Origin of the sequence: Paenibacillus sp. FSL R7-0204 (genome assembly GCF_038002225.1) — a bacterium.
Lineage (GTDB): Bacteria > Bacillota > Bacilli > Paenibacillales > Paenibacillaceae > Paenibacillus_AQ.
The window spans coordinates 3,015,260-3,037,291 of sequence record NZ_JBBOCA010000001.1 but is presented as its reverse complement, the minus strand read 5'-3'; the positions used below and the strand labels follow the sequence as shown (position 1 = coordinate 3,037,291).

Genomic DNA, 22,032 nt, shown 5'->3' with positions numbered 1-22,032 from the left:
AACTAATGGTTTTTTATGTTTTGGGATTAACCGTGACTCCAGAGAAGTTTTGGACTTCCGGCCGCTGCCCTTCTGCAGATTTCTTGATTTTCTCCGTTTTTAACGGTTGAAATCCGCAGACAAAGGCGGTCGCTACCGCTCCTCCAGTTCCAAAATTCCCCTCCGCCACTTTTCCTTTAACTTCTCCTACCGGACAAACGGGAACAGCAGCTTCTGATTCTCCGGCCACAGCATATTCTCCAGATCGATGAGCTTGGTGCCCGTGTCCACACGTTCGGGAATATCCATACCTTCGAGTGCCTCCACAGCATATTTCACTGCCAGATACCCGTTGCTGAACGGATTCTGGATTACGGTCGCCTGCACAGTGCCATCCTGAAGCGATTCCATCATGGAGGGCGAGCTGTCAAAAGCAATCATCTTCACACTATCCCTCTTCAGGCCCTGAATCACTCTGGCCGCGCCCTGTGAAGCAATTTCATTCAGAGTGGCAATGCCACGCAGCTGGGGGTACTTGTTCAGCATCTCACGGGTCAGACTTTCAGCGTCAGAGGTGCTGGAGGAGGTGTAGGCGATCTGTACGACCTTAACGTTAGGGAAGCGGGCGGCATAATTCAAAAAACCCTTTTCCCGCTCATCTGCATCCCGCGCACCGTAGTCGATGCTGCCACTCTTGCCGGAGTCCGGGGTAAGCGACGAATTGGTGAAGTTAATGATCCCGATCTCGCCAAAGCCCCCCAGTAGCTCAATCAGCCGCTCGGCGGACTTCTGTCCAGCCTCGTACCCGTTCGATCCCACGTAAGTCCGAACCTTGGCCGAGCCGACCTCCGCATCGACTGAGATCACCGGAATTCTGGAATACGCCGCCTGGTCCACCACCTGCGCCAGTCCCATATAACTGCTGGCCGCGAGTATAATCACATCCGCCTTCTCCTTAATGGACTCCTCCACCATGACGACCTGCTCCTCAATATCACTCTCCGAATCCGGCGCCTTGAACGTCAGATTGACATTGAATTCCTTCGCCGCAGCCTCTGCTCCGAGCTTCAGGGTGTTCCAGTAATCCCCTTTGTTCATCTTGACAATCAGATGGATATTCCGTGTCTTGCTGGTGCTGATATAGTCTGGCGAGGCACCCGAGCAAGAGGACACAGAGATCCACAGCACTCCGCACAGCAGCACGGTGAGCCATACACGCAGGCTTTTCACAGGTTCGTCTCCTCCTTCTGCTCATCCATAGCCTCTCCCGCCGGGCGGGCCGGGAACACAATCGTAACAACCGTCCCCTCTTCCAGCTCACTCTCAAAAGCAAGCCCGTACTCCCGCCCGTAATACAGGCCGATCCGTTCGTGCACATTTCGGACGCCGACCCCTGATCCGCTGGTGCTTTTGACGCTTCCGCTTAGAATGCCGTTGACCGTATCCTTGGACATCCCGAGGCCGTTGTCGCTGACCTTAATGATGATTAACCCGTCCTGAAGCCCGGCGGTGATCGAGATCAGCCCCTCATCCGGCAGCATTTCGATTCCGTGATAGAGCGCGTTCTCCACGATAGGCTGCAGAATCAGCTTGATTGTCTGGTACTGCAGGACTTCCTCCTGCGCCGTGATCTCATAACGGAATTTATTCTTGAAGCGGAAGCTCTGAATCACCAGGTAATGGCGGATATGGTCCAGCTCTTCCTGGATGGTGATAATATTCTTGCCTTTGCTGAGGCTGATGCGGAAAAATCTCGAGAGCGACTGGATCATGGTGACGACTTCATCCGTTTTGCCGCGTTCTGCCAGCCGGATGACCGAATTTAGCGTATTGTACAGAAAGTGCGGGTTGATCTGCGATTGCAGCACCTCAAGCTCGCCCTTCCGCTTCGTCTCCTGCTCATAAATGATCTGCTCCATCAGCTGGCGGATACGCTGGAGCATCATGTTGAAGCGCCTCGACAGCTGCTCTACCTCATAGGCTCCGCTGACATTAATCGGCGTATTCAGATCCCCCTCCGCCACCTGCTTCACGGTACGCTCCAGCTTGCGGATCGGGCTGGCTATCAGCCAGGACAGGAAGACCGACACCGCAATAACACAGACGAGAACAACACCAAGAAACCACGCCAGGAACTGATTGAGATCCCGCTTGGTGGTGACAATCTCATCGTAATAGGCTACCCCGACAATCTTCCAGCCAGTCTGCGCCAGCGTGCGTACGGTAATAAACCGCTTCTCCCCGGTTGATTCGTCCAGATAGCTGCGGTAGGCGTATTCCAGCACCGGCTCCACATTCTCATACTTCAGCCCGGCGTAGATGAGCTGCTGCTGCGGGTGGTAGACGATATTGCCGAGCGGATCGAGGATGTAGGCGTAACCTCTTTTGCCCAGCTTGACCTGCTTGCTGAGTTCGTCAATCGTTCTGAAATTGAAGTCCAGCAGCAGCACACCGGTTCTCAGCTCCCCGTTCTCCCTATATTGAATCAGCTTGGAAATGGAGACCACCCAGGTATATCTGCCCTTGAACAGATTCTGGATATGCGGGGCGGAATAGGAGATCTCCGAGGTGCGCTTAGCTGTGGTGAACCAGCTCTGGCTCTCCAGCCCCGTGTTCATCCGCATCGTCTGCCCCGGCGTTCCTACGACATACTGCCCCTGCGGGGTAAAAACAGCCACAGACACCAGATCCTCGCGGCTGCTCATCAGTGTATCCATCCGTTCATAGAGCAGCGGGGAATCGATGGAGGGCGTAGAGGTAATCTGCTTCTCGGCGGTCGCAAAAATACTGCCCATCCCCTTCACATACAGCTCCAGGTTATAGTTCACCTGTTCGATGATCTGCTGCATGTTGAGATTGGCATTCTCCTCCGCCGTGTTGGCGAACTTGCCGTACAGCATCACACTGACGATCACCGCTACCGCCGCAGTCACCGCCATGAAGGTCAGCGTGATAATCAGCTGAATGCTCCGCAGCTTCGAGGACAGGCGCAGCCTGCCGCTCTTGCCAGGCCCCGGCCGCAGCGGGAAGAAATAACCCTTCGGCTTGTTCATGGCTATTCTCCCCGCGCGCTGTTCTTATACTCTTTGGGGGAATGTCCATATTTCTTGCGGAAGCAGAAGCTGAAATAGTTCGGGTCGGCAAAACCGATCCGCTCGGCGATCTCGAACGCCTTCAGCTCGGTGGAACGAAGCAGCTCCTTCGCGGCCTCCAGCCGGATTTGCAGCAGATAGCTGACGAAGGTCATCTTCATTTCTTTTTTGAAAATGCTGCTGAAATAGCCTGTGCTGATATGCAGATGCTGGCATACCCTGCCAATAGACATATCGGATTCTTCATAGTGGCTACGGATATATTCCTTAGCCTGGTCGATGAGCTGCTTGTAGCTCGACTGGCGCCCCGATGCAATGGAATCCATCAGCCGGGTACATACGGTAATAATCCACTGCCGGGCTTCTTCCAGGTTGTTGAATTTGTTCATATCGCTTAGCGAGGTCAGGCCGGGTCCGATAAAATCATTCGTCCCGCTCCCGGATTCCTTGGCTACCCGCAGAATGGAGGTGATGATCTCCAGCAGGAAGATCTGATAATCCTGCGCCGAGACCTGCTCCGTATCCAGTCCCCGGAACAGCTCGTCCACGACCTCGCGCAGCTCCTGGACGGTGCCCAGCTTGATCGTGCGGATCAGCGATTGCTGAGTCAACTCATCATAGTCCAGCATCCGGCTGGAGCGGGACTCCACATCCTCAATCCAGATGACCCGGTTGTTGCCGAGGATCAGCCGGTAATCAAGCGCTTGCAGCGCATCCCCGAAAGAATGGAACAGCATGGAAGGTGCCTTGCAGACGGTTCCGGCCCCCGCGGTTACCGTCAGCTTCAGGAAGCGCTGCACATTCTGGCAGATCTCTTCGAGAATGGCGAAGGTTCTGGCGGTGATGTCACTCTCCTCCGGGCTCTGGCTGACTGAGAGCAGCACAACATCATCCCGGTGGATGAACACCTTGCCGAAGCCATGCTTTTGGCAGATCTCCTCCGCGATGTTCAGCACAGCATAGAGCTGGAGATTACGGTCCCCGGTATCCCGCAGGGACACGGGCCGCCCTTCCTGAAGCCCGGGCGAACGGTCCGGACGGATATAATCGATGCTGATCACCGAGGATTGAAACAATTCACCGGTGAGGGGGATGCCATACTCTGTGCTTTTCTCAGCGATCTCTGCGGAGCGCAGGCGGCGGGACACCAGGGTGGAGAGGAACTGCTCGCGCAGAACCGGCAGGCTCTTGCGGTAATGCTCGCTCAGCACGAACACATTTTCCTTCTCGGCGATCTCGGTCTCAATCGTGTCGCGAACCTTAAGCAGAACATCAATCAGCTCCTGGGACGAGAAAGGCTTCAGGATATATTCATCAATCTGCAGCTTGATCGCCTTCTGAGCGTATTCGAATTCATCATAGCCGGTCAGAATGATAATCTTCGTATTCGGATGGCGGCTGCGTATCCATTCTGCGAGCTGCAGGCCATTCATAAAAGGCATCTGGATATCGGTAACCACCACATCCGGCAGCAGCCGGTCGATCGCATCCGCCGCCTCCCGCCCGTTCTCGGCCTGCTCAACGACCTCGAAGCCGTACTGCTCCCAGTCAATCTGGGCGATAATGCCTTCTCTTACATCTTCCTCGTCTTCGGCGAGTATTAGTTTGTACATTCGTCATCCCTCTTCGGCATAGGATATGGAGGTTCACAGAACTATAATAGCTGATTCAAATGGCCCAATCTATGTTTATATAGAGAAGGCTGCGGGTCAGGGGGCAACTATAGCGACTGAAATAGTGACATGTATAGTGGAATTAATTGTGACTGATTTAGTTACTGACAGAGTGACAACTGTAGTGAATAGGAGCAATTCACTATATAGCGTGGCCTGATATAACGCAAGCGGAAATTATGTACATAGGTTAGAGGCACTTAAGAAGTTAACAAAAAGCAAAAAGAAGCGGAGGGGTAATTTGGAACTGTAGGAGCGATAGCGTCCGCCTGAAAGCTTTCCGAAGGAAAGCTCGCATCGTAAGCAAAAGCTGTATTTAGATTTCTACCGTGAAGAGCGGTTCAAATCAGGAAATCTAAATTGGGCAGCGGCCGGAGGGCCAAATGTTCACCGCAGCGGCGACTAAGCTTTGAGTTCTAGTTTTTATAATCAACAAGTGGATTTTGTACACTTAATTTGATTATTTTAACCAATTAGGATATTTTAAGTGGATAAACGCCATTTATTTCTGTGGATTTGCTCATAACACGGGGAATATGGACGAATAGATGTACTTTTTCCAACTGCTGTTCTGGACAGGGCAATTTCGGGTGAAATAGATGCACTTTTTCCACTAAATTCCTGGGGGAAGCCTCTGGGTGAAGGCGGAACGGGGAGCATTCCAGACCAATAGTGGCGGGGTTGCCGCACTATCTCCAAAAAAACCATCCCGATTACGCCGGGATGGGGATGTTCGGTTACACGTATAGGATTATAGCAGGGCTTTGTTGAAGCGGTAGCCTGTTGTCTTTTCAAAGCCGATATGGCGGTAAAACGCATGTGCAGGTGCACGTTCAACGCGGTTGCCGCTCCGCAGGAACAGCTGGCAGCAGCCCTGATGGCGTGCCCATTCTTCCGCTGCAGCTACGAGTCTTTTGCCAAGGCCTTGTCCTCTAAGCTCCTCAGATACGATCAGCGCGGTAATCTCCGTAATACAATCGGCATGCTTGTAGTAGGACTTCACCTGCCGTAAACCGATCATTCCCACAACTTCGTTATTGAGCTCTGCGACCAGTGTGCAGTGGAACGGATCATGCTCCATGCCTTCCATTCTCTCTTTCATCACGCTAAGCGTTGTCGGATAGCCGAATTCACGCAAAAGGGCTGTCACTCTCTCCAGATCATTCATGCCGCATTTGCGAATTTGCAGTACCTGCTCCTGAGTACTACTGTTCATCCTTGTATACCTCCACTTGTAGCTTAGACGCAGCCTGCTTGGCCGTCATCCGCGCGATTTCAATATCTTCCGCTGAACTGAGTGTTACTGCCATCCGCCGTCCTGGGCGGATCTCCGGCTTGCCGAATACCCGGACCTGCGTGCGGGGAAGGGCCAATGCCTCTTCAATCCCGGTCACTGCAAAAGCTTGTCCGGTTCCATCAGTCTTCAGGGTGGCCGAAGCTCCCGGTGTCAACAAACGTACCGCTTCCAGCGGAAATCCAAGAATGGCTCTGACATGCAGAGCAAATTCCGACAAATCCTGCGTAATCATTGTAACCATACCTGTGTCATGCGGCCGGGGGGACACTTCACTGAACAGAACCCCATCCGCGGTGAGGAACAGCTCCACACCAAAAATTCCATAACCGCCAAGCTGATCGGTAACCTTCCGGGCGATGGCCTCAGCCTCTTCCAGCTGCGCCCCGCTCATCTGATGCGGCTGCCAGGACTCTACATAATCGCCATCCTGCTGGATGTGGCCGATCGGCGGACAGAACACAGTTCCGCTAACCGAACGGACGGTAAGCAGTGTAATCTCACTCTCAAATGTAACAAAAGCCTCCACGATGACGCGTGTCCCCTTCGCACGTGCGCCTTCAAGCGCCGTATTCCAGCAGCCTTCCGCATCCTCTGGTGTTCTGCACACGCTCTGGCCTTTGCCTGATGAGCTCATGATCGGCTTAATCACACAAGGCGTTCCCAGCTCCGACACTGCCTGGCGCAGTTCATCCAGACTGTCAGCGAACCGGTAAGCCGCTGTAGGCAGTCCCAGCTCTTCTGCCGCCAGACGGCGGATGCCTTCACGGTCCATGGTCAGCCGTGCAGCACGGGCAGTAGGGACAACGAGGAACCCTTCTTCCTCCAGCTCTACCAGCGCCCCGGTAGCAATAGCTTCAATCTCCGGTACAATCAAATCGGGCTTCTCTGTACGGATAAGCTGCTTGAGTGCCTCTGCATCCAGCATATCCAGTACATAAGAGCGGTGGGCCACACCCATCGCGGGTGCCGCTTCATAACGATCCACAGCTACGGTCTCTACGCCAAGGCGCTGAGCTTCGATAATGACTTCCTTACCCAGTTCACCGCTGCCGAGCAGCAGCAGCTTTTTACTCCGGGCTGATAAAGGAGCTCCCCACATTGTCGACTCCAACCTCTTTTCGCAAATTTGTCTGCTGACTTCTCTGTTTCTGTAAAATGTCGCAGTTTGATTGTAAATTTTCAGTCTTCTTTATTTTCATCCATCATCCACCAGATTGCAAGTGTTCTTCGACATTTTCCTACAAACTTCACAGATAGCTGTTCAACAGACTTGTGAGAACGGTTCTACTGTCCCTTTTAGGGGCGGCACAATGTATGCTGTTTTTCACATATATTTGAGCCATGAACCTGCTTGAGAGCACAATGTATGCTGTTTTTCACATACATTCCGCCTTTAACCGGTGAGATCAGATACACTCCTGCTCCTCACGGCGAGTCTTCAGCCACATTCAGCCACAGTCACTCTACGCATCATTCAAAATACTCCCAACCACAAATTTACGCACACCTTGGCCACAACAGGAGGAAACTATAGGTTCCTACACAACGGCGAAAGCCTGCTCCTGAAGCCGTAATTCTTCGGCGATCCGGCCCCAATGCTGCGCACCATCACCCCCTTTCAGCAGCGCCGACATGGCTGCCTCCTGTTCGGACAGGCCTTCACGCAGCTGGTCTGCGGCCTGGGATAAGGCGGCTGCCGCCGCATCGGTATAGAATGTCAGCAGAGAGTCCTCCTGTCCTTGCGCCGCCGCAGCTACTGCTTCTTTGAACCACGGCTCAGCAGCTGCGCGAATCTCTGCCCGGCCCGGTCCCTCGAAAAAGTGGCGCGGAGATTTGAAGCGGCTCCACAGTCCGGCCCAGTCCAGCGGAGCCAGTACACAGTCCAGCTTCGCCGGTGCCGGCCAGCGCTCATCCGGATCATCCAGCAGCTGAAGCTCCTGATCCGGGATGGACAGCTCGGCTGCAGCCGCTGTAGCCGCCTGGGTCACGAATCTGCGTCCTGCCGACTCCAGCCGCAGGGTTGTTGCCCACAGCTCCTGCTCCAGTTCACGCAGAATACTGCGCTCCAGCTCCCGCCCGCAGGCGATGAAGATGTCCTTCAGGTTACCTCCGTCTTCCCGGAGAATGGAAGGATGGAAGGACTCCTGGAAGGAACGCCCGAAGGAAAAAGCAATCCGCTGCCGGACATGATAGAGCAGCTCCGCACCTTCACGGCGCAGGTCCCGGAGCGGCCGGTCTTCCTGCGCGAGTACGGCCAGCCGCAGATTAGCCGCTTCGCGGCGCTGCCGGAACTGCTTCATTCCCTCCTCCTGCTGGTCTGCCTCCATCAGCGCCAGCCGTTGCCATTCTTCGGCGCGCCCACGCACCGAGCTTAGGCTGTCCTTGGCCGCTGCCAGGGACAATCCCGGCAGCTCCTCTCCGGCGAATTCGGAGAGTGCCGCTTCAAAGCTGCCGAAGCCGGAGGCCTCATAAGCCTCGCTGGCTCCGCTTGATTTGCCCTCAAGCGCCAGCAGGCTGGACACGCTGTAGATCCGCGGCGAGGTCAGGCCTCCGGCCCGCAAATTCTGCGCCACATGCTGCTTCACCTCTTCAAGCTCGGCCTCGTCTGCAGCGAGGTCTGAGGCGTTGATGATGAAGAACATTTTGTCGAGCGCGAAGCTGTCCTTGATTCTACCAAGCTGGGCAAGCAGGCTGCGGTCAGCCTTGGAAAAGGCGTGGTTATAGTAGGTCACGAAGCAGATAGCATCGGCATTCTTCATGTAACCGAAGGTTACACCGGTGTGCCGGGCATGCAAGGAATCCGCACCTGGGGTGTCTACTAATACAATGCCGCTCCGTGTCAGCGGGCTGTCATAATACAGATCCGTACTCTGCACAAAGCAAGCGTGCTTCTCGTCTGCGACCAGGCTGCGGTATTCCGCCAGACTGACCGTCCGCTCTGTTCCGAGCAGCGGACGGGATTCCTCCCATCCGGCGGCAGCTGCCCGCAGGAAGCCGGCATGCGGCAGCGCGGACGGATGGAGCCCGCCGGTCTGCAGCCGGGCCACGGCTGCGGTCCACGACTCGTGCTGCGGCGGCGCCAGCTGCAGCACGCTGAAGGAATGGAGGATGTCCTCCCAGACCTCCTCCGCCCGCTTCATGGTGATGGCCGCCGTCCCGTGGGCGAAGCCGCCCTCCGGCGCCAGAATCCGCCCGACGGCCGCCGTTGCCGGATGCGGCGACACGGGCAGCACCTCTTCGCCCAGCAGAGCGTTGGCGAAGGAGGATTTGCCGGCGCTGAACGCCCCGAACAGCGCCATCGTGAAGCGGCCGCCGGCGAGATCCTCCGCCCGCGCCGCCAGGCTGCGCGCAGCCGAGGCCATGGCCGGCTCGCTCCGCAGCACCCCGGCCGCCGCGTGCAGCGCTGCTGCGGCCTGCGTCAGCCGGCGGCGCCCGCCCGCCGGCGTTGCCGTACCCGCCGCCCAGGCCGGGGCGGCGCCCAGGCTTGCCGCCGCTGCCACGCGCGGCGGCAATTCGGGCTGGCGGCGCTGAGCGCGCCAGCCGCCAGGGGCGGCACCCCCGGCAGCGCGCCGGGGGTGAGGGTGCGGCGCGGCGGCAGCAGCGCCGTAAGGGCGTCCGCGCGGGCGGCAGCCGCGCGGTCCAGGGAGGCCAGCGCGGCGAGCGCATGCGCCTGCCGCTGCAGGGCCGCCCGGCGGCGCGTGAGCTCCGCGCGCCGCTCCTCCACCAGCGGCGGCAGCGCAGCCAGCAGCGGCTCGCCGAAGGCCAGGACCGCGCGGCGGAACTGCGCCTTAATCTCAGCCGCAAGCGTGCGGCAGAAATTAAGCAGCGCCTCGCCCGAAGCCCCGGTTCCCGGCTTCACCTGATCTGCCAGCCACTGCTGGCTCACCGCCGGGAAAGCCTGCTTCAGCAGCGGCTCCGCCTCCTCCTGCCACAGCTCCAGGCCTTCAGCCCATTCGCGCACGAGCTGGAGAGTGTGCCACTCCAACTGGGCAGTGATCTCTCTCTGCTGAAGGCTGTGCCAGTGCAGCAGCCGCGCTCCCTGCTCCTTCTCCCGCTTCGCAGCGGTGAAGAGCAGGCCGCGCCGGAAGCCGGGCTGGAGGCTCTCAATGTACGCTCCTGCCGCATCCCTCAGATCGGCCGGCATCAGATTCGTGTTGCCGAGCAAGGCATCCAGCCTGCTGCGCAGCTCAAGCCGCGCCTCTTCAGGCAGCGCATCCAGTGACGATTCCTCCTGCATAGTTGCCAGCAGCTCTGCTTCCACATCTTCAGCCGCTGCACCGCCTGCCTCTTCCAGCAGCGCAGCCCTCTCCTCCTGCTGCTGCTCACGATAATCCGCCAGGACAGCATCCGCCGTATGATGCATAGAGCGGGACAAGCTGTATTCGAGCAGCTCCTGCCGCTGCTCCAGTAGACCGGAGATCAACGCCAGCAGATCCTTCCACTGATTCAGCGGATGTCCCTCCACCTTAAGCGAAGTGAACAACAGCCCCGCAGAATGAATCCCCCATCCCCGGAAAGCGCTTTCCACTTGCTGCCGGTATTCCTCCAGCGGGATTTCCTGCTCCCTGTGCTTGTCGATCTGATTGATGATCAGGTAGAGCGGCTTGCCCCAGTCGCTAAGGCTTTTGGCAAACGCCAGATTATTCTCCGACTGCACATGATTGTAATCCATCACATAAAACACGGCATCTGCCAGATGCAGCGCCGAGCGGGTCGCCGCCTGATGCCCCTCATCTGTCGAATCTACGCCGGGCGTATCCATCAGTACCCCGTGATTCCCAAGCACCGGGACATCCTCCCACACCTCAATCGCCGAATATTCAGTCCCCTGGCGGCAGTAATCCTGAAGCCGGTCAGGCGTAGTCTGGATCACCCCAGAATTCCCTCCCGTGCTTCCGTCCACCGGATGAAGCAGTACCTGCGGTGCTCCGCTGCGGATCGATACAATATTGGCGCTGGTTGGAACCGGACCCGCAGGCAGCACAGCCTTACCGCAGAGCTTGTTAATCATGCTCGACTTCCCCGCCGAGAAATGTCCGCAGAACGCCAGCGTCAGCTCATCTGCCTGCTCCTTGACCTTTAGATCCGCTACGATCTGCGCACTCTTCTGTTCTCCCCATTGCTTCAGCCGCTCCTCCAGCAGCCTAAGCGCTGATGACCCCGCTGTAACCTGCTTCACTCTTTCCCGTTCTGCTCCCACTACATCCCCGCCTCCGCTGCAATCTATAGCTTCTTTCATTATTATTACATTTGTATGATTTATCTCACTGCAAGAATAGAATAATTATATTTTATCATCAGATCGTCACAAATCAAATATCCACATTTACAAAATCAGCTATAAACCTTCACGAAAAACAAGATTTCGCAGATGCCATTACGGGTGAAGGATACTGGTGCCTCATTGTTGTATTTCTTGCAGGATTTCTCTAAAATGTTACGTGTTGCGGAGCATGGGGCCCACACTTCATCGCAACAGCACCCATTGTATTCGGATTTCCGCATACATTTTATCCACATCAGATGAGAAGCATAATTTCCTGAAAAAAAAGAGGCTGTCCCGTCAGCCACTTCATGGCTATGGGACAACCTCTCTAGTCAACTCCAACCGAATTAAGCTGTTTCCAGCACTGGAAGCAGGATTTCAAAGACTTTGCCGTGCTGCAGAATGGTCAGGCCACGGGATTTGTCTTTCATTACGACAACCTCTGGCTTCGCAGACATGCGCTCCAGATAGAACTCAGGCACATCGCCGGAATGGCTGATGGTGATGCCTTCCACTTCCTGCTCTTCGTTCTCTTCCATCGGGCTGTCCACTACGCGGTCAAAAATATCGGAAAATGCTTCAAAATTATCGGTATATACAGAAATGCACTTCATCTCTATCCCATCCTCTTCTTCTCTAATTCTTGGTTAGCTTTCGTATGATCCTTAGCTTTCCTGATTACAGCAGTTTTCATACGTTTTTTGCCCTCCCGGCATACATCCAGCAGCGGACAGATCTGGCATGCGGGATTCTGAGCTTTACAGTGATATCGCCCGAAAAAGATTAGCCGGTGATGCGTCAGCGTCCATTCGTCACGCGGCACCGCCTTCATCAGCTTCTTCTCCACTTCCAGCACGGAATCTTTCCAGCCCGCAAGTGCGAGCCGTTTGGCTACCCGTTCCACATGAGTATCCACGGCAATCGCCGGCACTCCGAACGCATTCGATACGACCACATTCGCAGTCTTGCGTCCGACACCAGGCAGAGTTACCAGCAAATCATGGGCCTGCGGCACTTCACCCCCGTACTGCTCAATCAGGATGGTGCAGAGGTTCTGAATATGCTTGGCCTTATTGCGGAATAGACCAATCCGCCGGATATCCAGCTCCAGCTCTTCCAGCGGTACTGAGATATAGTCGATCGGAGCCTTGTACTTCTGAAACAGGTCCTCGGTCACCTTATTCACTGTTGCATCCGTACATTGGGCTGAGAGCAGCACGGCAATGGTAAGCTCAAAAGCGTTGCTGTGATTCAGCTCGCAATGTGCATCAGGGAACATGCCTCCGATAGTGTCCAGGATGTGGCGGACCTCTGCAGCTTTCATAGCGTCCCCTCCACGGAGCAGGTATGACTGCAAGTCCACTTGCAGCATATCTTCTCAAATCTGACGAAATATAAGCAAAGATACATTATATCGTATACTTTCGTAGCGTTCAAGCGAACACCGTGCTGCCCTTATATTTCAAAAAAAACGCCTTGATCCGAGGGTAAACCAAGGATCAAGACGGTGTTTCATACGGAAAATCACCAAAACGGTTATTGTTTCACAATTTCTACAACCTTGTCGTTGTTGAAATACATTATAATATTATCATTTTCTTTGAGAGATTGCACGGGTAAAGTCGTGTCACCTTGATGAATATATACATTTGGAGCAAGTCCAAACTTATAATTGTCATTCAGCGTGGCTCGTTTGGTTAATATTTCATTCGTTGCGCTCTCATAACGGGCGAATGTCCGGTTCAGTTGACTGAACACGGAGATGATTACTACACCGGCGGCATCCTTACGCACCAATACCCGGTCTGTTGTGGTAAGACCGCTTAACGCGTTCGTTGTAACACCGTCCCGGAGTATTCTCACTCCACTGCCGGCAGTGAACGGCTGGGAGGCTCCTGTGTAATCCTTCACTGTGAACGTACCTGATGCCGCATCTACTACCGTTACCTGTCCGGCAACTTGTTTAACCGACTGCAGGGACAGCGGTGTGGAACCGTCGAAGCTGAGGTTCACGAAATCTCCGGCCTTCAGCTCAGTCAGGGCGATCTTCTGGCCCGCTTCGTTGGTAAGAGGCACATTCGCCAAGTTCAACTCGCTGCTGATACTGCCTCCCTCAAGCTTCACGGTCATCTTGCTAGTGCCCGCATTGATGGTAGCAATCTCGAACTGCGATGACCCGTTCACCCGCAGCACGGAGATGAACTCCTGAGTGCTGCTAAGTACTGCCGTTACCGGCACATTGAGCGGAACATCGGTGATGACTGCGCCGCTTTTGCCAATCATTTCAATGGCCTGCGGATAAGACATCGTCAGCAATTGTCCGTTGCCCTGCTTAATCACAATCGTTCTGGCTGTAGTATTGATAGCCGTCAAGGTGCCGGAATATTTGGTTGTCAATTCAACAGACATTGCACGCTCATTAATCAAGGTCACATCAATTTTGCGGTTCTCAACGAGTCTGAACCCCATGGTGGTGAGCGAAGTGGTAATCAGTCCGCCGTAAGACATCTTTGTTTTCTCATCCATTTTGACCACATGAGCCTTACCGTTATTGTCCGTGAAGGTCAGGTACTGGGTCTTGGCGTTATAATCAACAACGGTAGCAGCTGCATACTGTTCGATCTGACGGCTGAGCACCTCAATCTTGGTCACCTGATCATTACTGTTCAGCGTAAGCTGCACATTGTCTCCGCTAGTTTTGTCAGCGATAAGATCGTCGATTACCGGATTTACGGCGTTCGGAATCACAATGGCCGGGGTAGCAGCAAGCAGATTAACCTCACGTGTGCCATCACTCTTCTGATAGACAATCGTAGAATCTGTCAGCTCATAGATGAAGCCCTTCACTATGCGCTCCACTCCTGAGGTTACTTCCACGGAGCGGATCGTATTATCCTTGATGGTATAAGAGACAGCAGCACCGGCTTTCAGCTCTGCGGGCTGAATAATAGAATTCTGGGAGCTGAACAGCGTAGTCCCTTCTTCCCATTTGAAGGTTTCTACTGTGCCGTCAGCATTCTTGAACGCGATGCTCTTGGCAGCAGTGTCAACGCTTTGAATCGTACCTTTAGCCGTCTTGTTTACAATACCGGAAGTGACCTGCACCTTCACAACCTTCCGGGAACCGGTAAAGGTTTCACGCAGCAGCGTAAGCTTGCTGCCGGCGGTAATAGAAGCAGGCTGAATAACCGCTCCGTTCACATCCAGGAAGGCCGTGCCTGAATCGTAGGGATACTGATCGTATCCGTTCGCGGAATCTACCCAGATAATACCGGGTGTATGCTTGGTGAATACACCTTCCGCCTGCTCAACCTGAACTGCCGGATCTGTCAGCTCTACGTAAGCTGCGCTATAGGTAGCTCCAATTACTGTAACTTTCGTATAAGGCTGGATCTCGTTCAATGAGATGCGGTTCTCGGAGGTACTGGTATAGTAGGCGGTATTGGCATTCAGATTGAATTCCAGCGTACTGCCGTTAGTGTACAATCCCAGCTTGCCGTCCTTGAGTGAACTGACCGTTCCTTTGAACGTATTGTCGTATTCCAGGCTATTATGCGCTTCAGCACGGCTGAAGAAGGTAGCCAGCTGCGCACGGGTCACAGCGCCTTGCGGATCAAAGCGGTTGCCGGTTAGCCCGTTCGCGAGTCCCAGCTCCACCGCTGTGTTAATGTAGCCGCGTTTGTTCGCGGACACTTTGGCATCATCGGCAAAGCCTGTCGGCCGGCTTGCGGCCGCAGAAGCTGATGCACTCTGGCCAAGCGCACGGATCAGCAGCTCCGCGACCCATTCACGGCTGGCCTTGCGCTCTCCCCACGAGCTTTTAAGATTATCTGCAGCCATCTCAGTGGTCTTGTCCAGCAGACCTTGCTGGAAGGCTAGGATTACATATGGCTTGTAATAGTTCGTAACCACAAAATCATTAGGCAGCGCAACTTCGGTACTGGTGTTCACATTCCCCTGCAGCTTCATGAAGCGCAGCGCCATCAGCACCGCTTCCTGCTGGGTCACAGAATCACCAGGACGGAACAGTCCGTTATTGCCGACCACAATTCCCTGGGTTGCCAGCTTATAGATATGCTTTTCGGCCCAGAAGCCCGTCTTGACATCACTGAAGATCCCTGAACCAGTTACAGGCGTCTGCGAAGCTACAGCAGCAACAGTTGCTCCGGTTGGAGCGTTGTCAGCAAAGGCAGCGCCTGCCCCGCCAAGTACCATCGCACCGGCCAGAACGGCAGAGACCGCTTTTACAGAATAAGATTGAACCGTACGCTTTAATCGTTTTGGACCGGACAATTCGATATTCCCCTCTCTATGGCTTATCTGGATTTCTATGTTGGTAATTTCGTCAGCCATCCGGCTTATTCCTGCCTAATGCCTACAATCCGTTGTTCTCGCGGGTGATTGGATGCACAAGATCCACATGCCCCATCAGGCTCTCCACCTGTTCTCCGTCTACCAGCACATCGATATTCTTCACTTCATCGAACTGGAAGAACATCTGGGACAATGCGCCGATCGCCAGGGCTTCGCCGCCTGCGCCAAGCTGCGCCTCATCCGGCTTATGAATATCCATCACAATCTGTCCGCCCGAGAATTCAAGTGATTTCAGTTCAATCTTGTTCCACAGCGGAATCTGGTCAGCCTTATCGCTCTTTTGGAGTGTTTTGAAGGCTTCCGTATATTTCTCCTTCGCATCCTTGAAGGTGATGGAGACTTCAGCCGGAACCAAGTCGTTCTGTTGCAGGTCTGTATAATACGTCTTGATCTTAAGACTCTGCTTCTCAGGTACCGCCGGTACCTCCGGTGCTTCCGTAGCCGCCGGAGTCACAGTTGCTGTAGGCTCAGGCGTGCTTGTAGCTGCCGGTGTGGCAGTGGGAGTGTCATTCGCGGCATTATTGCCTTCCGCGCCGCTGGATACCGAGGTTGAATCCTGACCGGACGCATCGGCCGGTGCAGCAGTAGGTTTATCGCCGCAGCCCGAAATTACGAGAAGCAGCATCGCAGCGATTCCTGCATATGTCAATTTCTTGTTCATTTGATTAACCCCCTCAGATGAATATGGGCAGGAGGGACCGCAAAGTCCTTTTGACCGCAATATAGGGTCTACATCCGACTCTGCGGCCCCTGCTGCCGCCCGTTGTTATTGAATCCCTAGATACTCTTTAATCCCGCTGACCATCGATGCGGCCACATTGTTCTGCAGTGCTTCAGTGAACAGCAGAGCCTCGTCCTTCTTATTGCTGAGATAGCCAACCTCAAGCAGCACCGCAGGCATCTTCGTTTCGCGTATCACATGGAAGTTGCCGTAGCGAACTCCCCTGTTGCTAAGTCCGGTAGCCTGCACAAGATACTTGTGCATCACATTGGCCAGAGCCTTGCTAGCGTCCCGCTGATAGTAGGTCTCCGTTCCGCTTGAAGCCGCTGATCCGCTGCTGTTGGCATGGACAGATATGAATAAATCTGCACCGAGATTATTGGCCATTGCCGCCCTCTCCTTCAGTTCAAGGAAAGTATCATCGCTGCGCGTCAGCACCACGTCAATCTTGTTCTCCTGCCTGAGCAGTGCAGCCGCCTTAAGAATCACAGCGAGGTTGAAATTCTTCTCGTATTTGCCGGTAATGCCTACAGCTCCTGAATCCTTCGCGCCATGTCCGGCATCGAGCACAACCAGCTTGCGCCCGCTGTTGCCCGGCTGCGTGGAAGTGTCGCCTGGAGCCTGTGCATTCAAATCAATGACAATGAGCTTTGAGGAATCTCCCGATACCTCTACGCTATAATTTTTGGGGGTATTAAGATCAATTACAAATCGGACAGTATAAGGATTAGTGCTATACAGCGAATAGCGGATACCGGAGACATCCGGATAATCCGTAACTGTCAGGTTCCCGTTCAGGTCAGGATCAAGGATTTGTCCTGTTCCGAATATATCCGAGAACGTCGCATTCGGCAGATCAATGATGATGCGGTCCGGTCCGCTGATCTTGGAGACCTTCGGCTCGGCATTGCCGTCTATGGCAATCGTGAACCGGTTCTCATTGAAGCTGATGCCGTTAATCATGCTCAGGCTGCTTGAGGGTTCTCCCGGCGGCACTACAACCGTCCCTCCGTCCCCATTACTTTGTCCCGGGTCAATGTTAGGCTCGGGAATGGACGGGGTAATAAGATCTACAACCTTCTTCGTATTATCCCATTTGACCGTAAGTCCGAACTGCTCACCAATGAACCGGATCGGTACGAGCGTCGTGCCGTTCCGCAGGAGAGGGGCCGTTGACATCATTACCGTCTTGCCATCGACGGATGCCGCAGTCTGATCTACGATCAGCTGAATGGTCTTTCCCTGCTGTTCAATCTTGATGGTCTTGCTTGTCTGATTCCAATCCACCTTGTATCCAAGGTTCTCAGCGATCATTCTTAGCGGCACCATGATGGAGTTATTTACATTTTCCACCGGAACGTCTTGTCCTGCATTCAGTTCCTGGCCATCCAGGAAGATCTTGTTCTGGCCAGCAGCGGCTTGTCCATGCCCTGGCAGCACCACAACAAAGAGCAGCAGCAACAGCATAAAAGCAAATTTCTTCATTCTTCACCTCTAAGACTCTAGTATTCCGCCCCCAATCGAGCGTTCTTGATGGCATGCCAACTGACAACCTTCGACATAGTGTAGACGTTCGTAGAACTTAAAAGTTGCGAATAAATCCCAACTAACGTGGAAATGTCTGTGTATTCCCTATAGCTAAAAGGTATGTAGTGCGGTTACAGACAGCTCCGCTTATGCAGCATTACAACCCAAGATATTCCTTAATTCCTGCTACAATCTCCCGCGCGAGGTTATCCTGCATCTGTTCGCTGTACAGGGCTGCTTCATCTCCTGGATTGGTCAGATACCCCGCCTCCAGCAGAATTGCAGGCATCCGGGTCTCCCGGGTCACATGCAGGCTTTTCGAGCGCACTCCATTGTTTTTGAGGCCGGTTCCCGCTACCAGATGCTTTTGCATGATCTCGGCAAGCGGCAGGCTCTCACTGCGGCTATAGTACGTCTCACTGCCATTCACTTTGCTCCGGTTCGGATAGGATACATCGAGTGAATTGGCATGAAGGGATACGAACAACGTAGCATTCGCTGCTTGGGCAATCTTCACACGATCCTGGAGACCCAGAGTAATATCCGATGTACGGGTGTAAATGACATCGGCCCAGCCTTCCTGCGTCAGAATAGCTCCGGCTTTGAGGATGACCGCGAGATTGAAGGTCTTTTCCAGTTTGCCGGTAAGACTGACAGCACCCGATTGCTTGCCCCCGTGTCCGGCATCCAGCGCAATAATCGGTCTTCCGGTAAATCCCGGATTCACAGGTGCACCCGTTTCATTGCCTGTTACATTCAGATCGATTGTGACTAGTCCTGTACTCTCATCCGTACTTACTTGATAATTCTGGTAACCTGTAGTCTGGATTACAAACCTGACCGTCGGGGGATTCGTACTGAACAACGCATAACGTATTTCAGATACAAGCGGGTAGCCGCTCACATCCAGCTTGCCCTGCGGACTTCCTCCCGTAGATACGCCAGGGAAGCTCCCGCTGAAATCAGGGGCAAATGCCGCTCCGGCAAAATCCACTACAATCCGGTCGGGTCCGGTAACTCTCGTAACCGTAGCCTTGGCTCCTCCCGCAGCGGCTACAATCAGCCGGTTCTCGCTGAATACCGCCCCTTTCACCACTGGTGATGTAGCTGGCGGAGTTGGAGTAACTATAACACTCCCGTCCAATTCCTCCAGAGTCTCTGTGCCGCTCTGAGGCGGAGTGGTTGGTACAGGGGACTGAACAGCTACTGGAGCGGCTCCGGGTGACACGGATGGAGCTGCGGTGGCTGAAGGCAGCGGATCTGGAGTGACTGGCGCAGCCTCCGTTGCCCCTCCGCTCAAATACACCGTCTTATCCGTATTGTCCCAGCCGACGCTAAGACCGAATTGCTCGCTGACAAAGCGGATAGGCACCAGTACCGTCCCGCCGTTCTGCTTGGGTGCAGCATTAAGAGTCAGGTTAACACCATCAGCTTGTGCGGTGGTGCTGCCGACTGCAAGCTGTACAGACTTGCCGTCCTGCTGGACAGTTACCTTGCGGCTGCTCTGTTCCCACAGCACTTCGAAGCCCAGATTCTCCACCACTACACGGATCGGAATCATAACGCTTCCATTCACATTCTCGAGGATTACCCCCTTGGGCAATGCGAGTTCCTTGCTGTCCATCACGATCTTACCGGGGGTTGTTCCGGCTGCCGCAGCTTTGTGGCCGGCGAATGACAGGAGGAGCAGTGGCAGCAGCAGTAGAAGCAACACCCGTTGTCCGGCTTTCTTCATCCTTTCCTCTCCTTTGGTCCATTGATAGATTTGCAGATAAGATTAAGACGACAATAATCCCCAAAAGTTGCCTTCGCAGGCAATAATATCTCGATTATAGCAAAAAAACTTCTATTTCCGACACCCGGAAATAGAAGTTTTGTGTAAATACTAAGAATAAATATGACTCAGCCTTTAGCTTATCTTAGCTCTTAGGCAAAAAGCTTAGCTGCATGACGCTCTTCGTAAGCGGCAATCTCATCAGCATGCTGAAGTGTCAGGCCGATATCGTCCAGCCCTTGCAGCAGGAACTGGCGGCGGTGCTCATCCAGCTCAAAGGTAATGGCAAGGCCATACTCATCACTCAGCTTGTTGTTCTCCAGATCCACTGTAAGTGTGTAGCCCTCATGCTCTGCAGTGCGGCTGAACAGATCGTCTACCTGGGATTCCGAGAGCTTGATCGGCAGAATGCCGTTCTTGAAGCAGTTGTTATAGAAGATGTCGGCATAGGATGGTGCGATGACCACTCTGAATCCGTAATCCATGATGGCCCAGGGCGCATGCTCCCGGGAGGAGCCGCAGCCGAAATTCGCGCGTGAGATTAGCACTGAAGCCCCCTCATAACGCGGTTTGTTCATTTCGAATGCCGGATTGTCATTCCCTGCTTCATCAAAACGCCATTCGTAAAATAGAAATTGTCCAAAGCCTGTGCGCTCAATCCGTTTCAGGAACTGCTTAGGGATAATCGCATCCGTATCTACATTAACCCGGTCTACCGGGGCTACAATTCCTGTTAACTTCTTGAATTCTTCCATTACTGTATCCTCCTGCTCTCTCAATTATTCTATGAGTTGACGGCTTCCGTCTTGTAGTTCCAGTCACGCACATCCGTGAAGCGTCCCTTGATGGCTGCCGCAGCCGCCATGGCAGGAGAGACCAGATGCGTGCGTCCGCCGCGTCCCTGGCGTCCTTCGAAGTTACGGTTAGAAGTAGAGGCGCAGCGCTGTCCCGGCTGCAGAACATCCGGATTCATCGCCAGGCACATACTGCAGCCGGCTTCACGCCATTCAAAACCCGCTTCGGTGAACACTTTGTCCAGACCTTCCTTCTCGGCCTGCATCTTCACGCGCCCGGAGCCAGGCACCACGATTGCTGTAACCTTGCCGGATACCTTATGGCCTTTGGCTACTTCAGCCGCGGCCCGCAGATCCTCAATCCGGCCGTTGGTGCAGGAGCCGATGAAGACATAATCAATTCCAATCTCGGACATTGGCGTGCCTGGAGTCAAATCCATATATTCAAGCGCCTTCTCGGCTGCTTTGCGTTCATTCTCGGTAGTGAAATCAGCAGGGTTCGGTACGGTTGAGTTGATATCTGTTCCCATACCAGGGCTAGTTCCCCAGGTAACCTGCGGAATAAGTGTTTCTACATCGAATTCGACCACAGTATCATACTGGGCGCCTTCGTCACTAACAAGGCCCTTCCAGGTCTCGACAGCGGCATCATACGCTTCACCCTGCGGCACATATTGACGTCCGCGCAGATAGTTGAAGGTTGTCTCGTCCGGTGCGATCAGGCCCGCTCTTGCTCCGCCTTCAATCGACATGTTGCAGACGGTCATACGCTCTTCCATCGACAGCTCACGAATAGCTTCGCCTGTATACTCTATAACATAACCGGTGGCAAAATCAGTTCCGTATTTGGCAATAACGCCGAGAATCATGTCTTTGGCAGTCACACCCGGATTACGTTTGCCAGTGAAGCGCACTTCCATAGTCTTGGCCTTGGACTGCTGCAGACACTGGGTGGCAAGCACATGCTCAACTTCGCTGGTGCCGATCCCGAAGGCCAGTGCACCGAAGGCTCCGTGAGTGGAGGTATGGCTGTCCCCGCAGACAATCGTCTTGCCGGGATGGGTCAGGCCAATCTCAGGACCCATGACGTGAACGACACCTTGGTCAATATCATTCAGGTCAAACAATCTTACGCCGAAATCACGGCAGTTCTGCGAAAGTGTATCAATCTGCTGCTTGGAGATCGGATCGGTAATATTGAAGCGGTCCTTGGTAGGCACGTTATGATCCATTGTCGCAAAGGTAAGTCCCGGACGGCGGACCTTACGGCCGCTGAGGCGCAGTCCTTCAAACGCCTGCGGGGAAGTCACTTCATGAACCAGATGAAGATCGATATAAATAATGCTCGGCTTGCCTTCTTCCTGATGGATAACGTGATTCTCCCAAATCTTCTCAAACATTGTCTTCTTGCTCATGAATTTCACCTCATATAGTAGAATCGTTCCTATGAAGAGAGCGTGGAGTCTCTCTTGAATGTTCTAAATATAACATCGGTGTGTTTATAATTCCAAGATATGATTTCTATAGGGTTTATA

15 protein-coding genes are annotated in these 22,032 nt (G+C 54.0%); all 15 read right to left on the bottom strand.

Annotation, left to right across the window (positions count from 1 at the left end; genetic code table 11):
• Positions 1–186: 186 nt before the first annotated feature.
• On the bottom strand, positions 187–1,209 hold the full coding sequence (locus MKX42_RS13495; protein WP_340752938.1) for a substrate-binding domain-containing protein: 1,023 nt from the start codon (positions 1,207–1,209) through the stop codon (positions 187–189).
• Entirely contained in the window at positions 1,206–3,032 is a 1,827-nt protein-coding gene (locus tag MKX42_RS13490; RefSeq protein ID WP_340752937.1) for a sensor histidine kinase, read from the bottom strand. Before MKX42_RS13490 ends, MKX42_RS13495 begins: the two co-directional genes overlap by 4 nt.
• Before the next feature lie 2 nt (positions 3,033–3,034).
• Positions 3,035–4,684: a response regulator gene (locus MKX42_RS13485; RefSeq protein WP_340752936.1), complete on the bottom strand. Its 1,650-nt coding sequence runs from the start codon at positions 4,682–4,684 to the stop codon at positions 3,035–3,037.
• Positions 4,685–5,495: 811 nt separating this feature from the next.
• The gene (locus MKX42_RS13480; RefSeq protein ID WP_209993071.1) at positions 5,496–5,960 is read right to left on the bottom strand and encodes a GNAT family N-acetyltransferase; all 465 of its coding nucleotides are present in this window, start codon (positions 5,958–5,960) and stop codon (positions 5,496–5,498) included.
• Complete coding sequence (gene purT, locus MKX42_RS13475; protein ID WP_340757681.1) at positions 5,950–7,140, bottom strand: formate-dependent phosphoribosylglycinamide formyltransferase; 1,191 nt, start codon at positions 7,138–7,140, stop codon at positions 5,950–5,952. The genes MKX42_RS13480 and purT overlap by 11 nt, the downstream gene beginning before the upstream one ends.
• 439 nt (positions 7,141–7,579) lie before the next feature.
• The gene (locus tag MKX42_RS13470; protein ID WP_340752935.1) at positions 7,580–9,541 is read right to left on the bottom strand and encodes a dynamin family protein; all 1,962 of its coding nucleotides are present in this window, start codon (positions 9,539–9,541) and stop codon (positions 7,580–7,582) included.
• A complete protein-coding gene (locus MKX42_RS13465) occupies positions 9,460–11,241 on the bottom strand; it encodes a dynamin family protein (RefSeq protein ID WP_340752933.1) in 1,782 nt (593 codons plus the stop codon). The genes MKX42_RS13470 and MKX42_RS13465 overlap by 82 nt, the downstream gene beginning before the upstream one ends.
• A 413-nt stretch (positions 11,242–11,654) precedes the next feature.
• Positions 11,655–11,921: a hypothetical protein gene (locus MKX42_RS13460; RefSeq protein ID WP_036697991.1), complete on the bottom strand. Its 267-nt coding sequence runs from the start codon at positions 11,919–11,921 to the stop codon at positions 11,655–11,657.
• Positions 11,922–11,923: 2 nt separating this feature from the next.
• Complete coding sequence (nth, locus tag MKX42_RS13455; protein WP_340752932.1) at positions 11,924–12,631, bottom strand: endonuclease III; 708 nt, start codon at positions 12,629–12,631, stop codon at positions 11,924–11,926.
• Positions 12,632–12,843: 212 nt separating this feature from the next.
• Positions 12,844–15,660, bottom strand: coding sequence for an S-layer homology domain-containing protein (locus MKX42_RS13450; RefSeq protein WP_340752931.1), 2,817 nt, complete (start codon positions 15,658–15,660; stop codon positions 12,844–12,846).
• 22 nt (positions 15,661–15,682) lie between these two features.
• Positions 15,683–16,342: a GerMN domain-containing protein gene (locus MKX42_RS13445; protein ID WP_340752930.1), complete on the bottom strand. Its 660-nt coding sequence runs from the start codon at positions 16,340–16,342 to the stop codon at positions 15,683–15,685.
• Positions 16,343–16,447: 105 nt separating this feature from the next.
• Positions 16,448–17,887 carry an N-acetylmuramoyl-L-alanine amidase family protein gene (locus MKX42_RS13440; protein ID WP_340752929.1) on the bottom strand — a complete coding sequence of 480 codons (1,440 nt, stop codon included), beginning with the start codon at positions 17,885–17,887 and terminating at the stop codon, positions 16,448–16,450.
• 199 nt (positions 17,888–18,086) lie between these two features.
• Positions 18,087–19,664, bottom strand: a complete 1,578-nt coding sequence (locus tag MKX42_RS13435) for an N-acetylmuramoyl-L-alanine amidase (RefSeq protein ID WP_340752928.1) — start codon at positions 19,662–19,664, stop codon at positions 18,087–18,089.
• 191 nt (positions 19,665–19,855) lie between these two features.
• A complete protein-coding gene (gene leuD / locus MKX42_RS13430) occupies positions 19,856–20,458 on the bottom strand; it encodes a 3-isopropylmalate dehydratase small subunit (RefSeq protein ID WP_340752927.1) in 603 nt (200 codons plus the stop codon).
• Positions 20,459–20,487: 29 nt separating this feature from the next.
• Positions 20,488–21,912 carry a 3-isopropylmalate dehydratase large subunit gene (leuC, locus tag MKX42_RS13425; protein WP_340752926.1) on the bottom strand — a complete coding sequence of 475 codons (1,425 nt, stop codon included), beginning with the start codon at positions 21,910–21,912 and terminating at the stop codon, positions 20,488–20,490.
• Between the last annotated feature and the right edge of the window lie 120 nt (positions 21,913–22,032).